At 62.3% G+C, this 3820-nt stretch carries 4 protein-coding genes; 3 read left to right on the top strand and 1 reads right to left on the bottom strand.

Going from position 1 to position 3820, the window contains the following annotated elements; genetic code table 11:
* Positions 1–802, bottom strand: an 802-nt coding sequence (locus EOA22_RS27020) for a beta-ribofuranosylaminobenzene 5'-phosphate synthase family protein (RefSeq protein ID WP_127390344.1), incomplete at its 3' end; no start/stop codon positions are given.
* 153 nt (positions 803–955) lie between these two features.
* On the opposite strand from EOA22_RS27020, the gene EOA22_RS27015 reads away from it, so the two are divergent.
* The 3 genes from EOA22_RS27015 to EOA22_RS27005 form a co-directional block, all read left to right on the top strand.
* Complete coding sequence (locus EOA22_RS27015) at positions 956–1336, top strand: 4a-hydroxytetrahydrobiopterin dehydratase (RefSeq protein WP_013532029.1); 381 nt, start codon at positions 956–958, stop codon at positions 1334–1336.
* Positions 1337–1720: 384 nt separating this feature from the next.
* Complete coding sequence (locus EOA22_RS27010; RefSeq protein ID WP_245478695.1) at positions 1721–2542, top strand: tungsten formylmethanofuran dehydrogenase; 822 nt, start codon at positions 1721–1723, stop codon at positions 2540–2542.
* Positions 2536–3820, top strand: a 1285-nt coding sequence (locus EOA22_RS27005) for a formylmethanofuran dehydrogenase subunit A (protein WP_127390342.1), incomplete at its 3' end; no start/stop codon positions are given. The genes EOA22_RS27010 and EOA22_RS27005, both read left to right, overlap by 7 nt.

Genomic DNA, 3820 nt, shown 5'->3' with positions numbered 1-3820 from the left:
AACTCTGGCCGATGCCGACGGCGCCTGCTTCATTGAGACAGTGGGCCACCATCTCGACCCGCTTCGAGGTGAACACGCCGCCCTGGGCCGGGGCGAAATGGCTGCCGATCAGCATCTGTATCGCGGTGACGGCGGCGCCGAATGCCGGAAGGTCCCGCTCGACCAAAGCCGGCATTATGCCCATCAGCACCCTCCGGCAGATCTCCCCACTGCCTGCCGTTGGGAATGGCGGCAGCGAGCGAAACGCCGCAACCTCGGCTGCTCCATGCAGTCCATGCCCGGAATGGTCGAGGATGAGGAGGACGCGCCACTCTTCCGGAAACGGCAGCCGCGCGACGACCGGAGGCGTTCCGCCGCGGTCGTTCTTGCCGGCGTCGACTATGACGCCGCCGTCTTCGAAACTTGCGATGCCGATGCCGGATCGGCCGCCCCGCTCGAGCAGGTTAGCGTCGCCGGCGATGTCCAGAGGCAGATTGTGGAGCGTGCGCAACGCCGAGGCGACGGCAAGGGCGATCTGTGTGCCGGAGCCCAGACCCGCATGACTGGGGATCGACTGCTCTACCACCAGATGGTGCTGGCCGCGAATGCCAAGATGCTTGCAGAGCGTCGATAGATGCTCGCTGGCGCGGGTGCTCTCGGAGCCTTCGACGATGGTCTCGCTGGACCGCGACAGGGTGACGACGGTTTCGGGTTCGCTCAATGGAAGCCCGACGCTGCCGAACCGCCGTCCAGCATCGCCATTGAGATCAAGGAAGCCAAGGTGCAGGCGAGCGGGCACTCGTATGGTAACAGAATTCGACATCTGCCCCCCGATGGGTGCATCATGGATGCATCATGGAAGTTTAGGTGCCCGGTACCATGATAACTGTTTTCGTCGATGGGGCAAGCCAAAGAGAACGCATACGTGTTTGCCGGCTCCGGCGTGTGACAGACCGAGCAATTCGCGGAGGTCGAGATGAACGAGACAGTCAAGGAAAAGGTCTATTCGGAAGCCGAGATCGCCGACCGGCTTGAGAAGGAGTTGCCGAAATGGCGTTATGAAAACGGCTGGATCCGGCGCAAATACAAGACCCACAGCTGGAAATCGACGCTCATGGTCATCAACACGGTTGGTCATCTCGCCGAGGCGGCGTGGCACCATCCTGATATCACCGCCTCCTATGCCTGGGTCGAGGTGCGCCTGACGAATCACGCGGCGAAAGGCATTACCGACAAGGATTTCGAGTTGGCGAAAAAGATCGAGGACGTTGTCCAGTGGCAGCCGGCCAAGGAAGGCGGGGCACTGGAGGGCACTCCACTGACCGATCAACGCTTCGCTTACGTCAAATATGACTAAGCAGGGTCGGAATTTGTTGACGCGTATGAAAACATTCGCTGATCCGCTGCAGGGTGGGGTTCACGGCCAATCCAGTTTCGTCTAGGATCGAGCCGGCACCAGAAAGTAGTTTAGCGAATGGCGGTTGCTTGGATCGGCAACCGGGAAGCGCTGATTGAGCACGCGGCTGCGCATGCCGCGTCGCTATTGTCGTCAAGTCGGTGCCCGGTTTTCAGCTTTGATACGGATATAGATGGCACGAGGGCGGCGATCGCGCTGGCTGAGCGGGCTGGCGCGGCATACGACCATGCCGATGGTGCGGCACTTGCCCGAGAGACCGCGCTTTTTACCGACAAGGGGGCAATGACCGTCGCCCCCGGAGAGACGCGCCGGCGTGCCGATGTCGTGGTGATCGTGGGCGAGCTCCCGCGGATCCATCATGGTCTTGTCGGCGAACTTGCCGGGACGGTTCCCGACCTCTCGACCGGCAACCAGCGCGCGTTCTTCGTGGTAGGCCCAAACGGGATGTCTGTGCCGCCGCTGAACGGCGGACGCAAGGCAACGCAACTTTCCTGTGGCCAAGCTAGCCTCACCGCCACGCTGGCGGCACTGAGGGCACAGTACAAAGGGCGGCGTACATCGCAACCGGTGTCGAATTTCAATGATTTTGCCAAAGCTCTGGCGGCCGCGCATTTTCCCGTGTTCCTGTTTTCAGGCCACGCCGCCGAAGGCTTGGCATTGGAGATGCTGCAAGGACTGATCGCCGATCTCAATCGCAAATCGCGCGCATCCGGCCTTTATCTGCCGGCGAGCGAAAACGGGTGGGGAAGCGCGCGCGCCTCGGCCTGGATGACAGGTTTTCCGCTGCGCACCGGCTTTGCGCGCGGCCTCCCTGAATTCGATCCCTGGCGCTGCGATGTGGAGCGCATGATCGCTGCCGGCGAAGCTGACCTGCACCTGCGGATCTCCGCCGCAACGGCCCAACTACAGAAAAAAAGGGCACGCATGGCGCTGATTGTGCTGACGAAAACGGAAAAGCCGGTTGCCGGCGCCGCAGTCACCATGGCCATCGGCGAGGCTGGGGTCGATCACGATGCGGTTGTCTACTCCAGCCGCACGGGCTCGCTCAGGTCGATCGATGCGCAAGCGGCCTCGCAATTGCCCTCCGCCGCGACGATCATCCGCCTGATCGCTACCCACGCTTTCCTCGAGCCACTGCCATGCTGACGAAAATCGCCGACGGCGACATCATCGATCCCGTCAACGGCCGTCTCGGCAAAGGCGACCTCTGGATCAAGGACGACAAGATCGTTCCGGCGCCGGCGGGAGGGGCGGCCGACCGGACCGTCGAAGCCAGCGGCTGCATCGTGATGGCTGGCGCCATCGATATCCACTCCCACATCGGTGGCGGCAATGTGAACACCGCGCGGCTGCTCTTGCCCGAACAGCATGCCGCCCATCAGCTGCGGCCAGCAATGACGCCGCTCGCCAATGCCGGCTGGTCGACGTTCCAGACCGGCTGCCTCTACGCAAAGATGGGCTTTACGACGGTCGTCGAGCCGGCGATGTCGCCGGGAGCGGCGCTGCACACGCATCTCGAACTGGCTGACATCCCGATTATCGACAAAGCGACCCTTGCCATTCTCGGCAACGACGATTTCCTGTTGTCGATGATCCGCGACGACGCCCCCCGGACGATGATCGAGGACTATGTCGCCTGGACGGTCGCTTCGACGCGAGCGCTTGGGGTCAAGGTGATCAACGCCGGTGCGGCGGCCGCCTTCAAGGAGAACGTCCGCACCTTCTCGCTGGATGATGTCGTGCCTTCCTATGGCGTCAGTTCGCGCAAGATCGTCAAGACGCTGCAGGCCGCCGTCGACAGTCTTGGCTTGCCGCATCCCTTGCATGTCCATTGCAACAATCTGGGCAGCCCCGGATCGGCGGATACGGCGGCTGCGACGATTGCAGCGGCGGATGGACTGCCGCTGCATCTCGCCCACCTCCAGTTCTATGGCTATGGCACGGAAGGAAAACGCGGGTTTTCCTCTGCCGCCGCACGGCTTGCCGAACTGGTCAACGCGACGCCGGAAGTCACCATCGATATCGGCCAGGTGATGTTCGGCCAGACGGTCACGGTCTCCTCCGACGTCATGCGGCAGTTTTCGGCGCGTGGCAGCGCACACCCGAAAAAGACCGTCATTCATGACGGTGACGGCAATGGCGGCGGCATCGTGCCCTACAGCTATGGCAAGGACTTCTACGGCACGATGCAGTGGGCGATCGGGCTCGAGCTTTTTCTCCTGATCGACGATCCCTGGCGTGTGTTCTTCACCACCGATCATCCCAACGGTGCACCTTTTACCGCCTATCCGGCGCTGTTCGAACTGCTGATGAGCCGGGAAGCGCGCGCCGAAATGGCCGCCGGACTTTCACGATCCGCCCTGGTGCTCTCTACCCTGGCCGCAATCGACCGCGAATCCACGTTCGAGGAAATCTCCATCATGA

It is taken from the genome of Mesorhizobium sp. M7A.F.Ca.US.014.04.1.1 (assembly GCF_003998745.1).
Taxonomy (GTDB): domain Bacteria; phylum Pseudomonadota; class Alphaproteobacteria; order Rhizobiales; family Rhizobiaceae; genus Mesorhizobium; species Mesorhizobium ciceri.
The sequence above is the reverse complement of the archived record's forward strand: the minus strand, read 5'-3'. Positions and strand labels throughout refer to the sequence as shown.